1 protein-coding gene is annotated in these 897 nt (G+C 50.1%); it reads left to right on the plus strand.

Annotated elements, in window-relative coordinates; all coding sequences use genetic code 11:
- The first annotated feature begins 141 nt into the window (after positions 1 to 141).
- A complete protein-coding gene (gene yihA, locus BDE01S_RS10780) occupies positions 142 to 795 on the plus strand; it encodes a ribosome biogenesis GTP-binding protein YihA/YsxC (RefSeq protein ID WP_066081454.1) in 654 nt (217 codons plus the stop codon).
- Positions 796 to 897 lie beyond the last annotated feature (102 nt).

The following is an 897-nucleotide window of genomic DNA, read 5'->3' on the forward strand; positions in this document are numbered from 1 at the left end:
GCGGCTTGCCGCCTTGTATCAGAATTGAATTTCCCCGACTAAATCGCCCTACCTGCGGCGGGACGGGAAAATTTTACCCGATTAAAACCGATAGTTCTATAAACATGGTATTCTATACCAAATTTACATGAAATTACTACTATGAATCTCTTTCAAAATGCAAAATTCTTTACCACGGTCAATCATTTGAAAGATTTGCCCGATACGCCCGCGGAAATTGCTTTTGTCGGCCGCAGTAATGCGGGTAAATCCAGCGCCATCAATACGCTGACCAATCATGTCCGCCTGGCTTATGTATCCAAAACCCCCGGCCGCACGCAACACATTAATTTCTTCGAGCTTTCGGGCGGCAGTTTTATGGTCGATCTGCCGGGCTACGGCTACGCGCAAGTGCCCGAGGCCGTGCGCGCGCACTGGGTAAAACTGTTGGGCGATTATCTGCAAACCCGACGCCAGCTGGTGGGTTTGGTGCTGATTATGGATGCGCGCCACCCGCTGAAGGCTTTGGATATCCAAATGTTGGACTTTTTCCACATTACCGGCCGGCCGGTGCATATTTTGCTGTCGAAAGCCGACAAACTATCTAAAAACGACCAAATCAAAACACTGGGCGCGGTCAAAAAAGCCCTGAAACCGTATATGGAACGCCAAGCCGTCAGCGTGCAGCTTTTCTCTAGTCTGAAGAAGCAGGGCATAGAAGAGGTGAACCAGGTTGTCGGCGGGTGGTTTACTGCCCATCAGGCCGAATTGGAAAGTATGCAGCCCGCATCTTCATCGGAAACCGAAGCATTGTAACCGAATGCGGCCGCGCTTGCCTTGATAAACCGCAAAAAGCCGTCTGAAAATTGACATTTTCAGACGGCTTTTTGTATGTGTGTCGGCGGCTGAATATGGGGC

This window comes from Bergeriella denitrificans NBRC 102155 (assembly GCF_001592185.1).
Classification (GTDB): Bacteria; Pseudomonadota; Gammaproteobacteria; order Burkholderiales; family Neisseriaceae; genus Neisseria; species Neisseria denitrificans.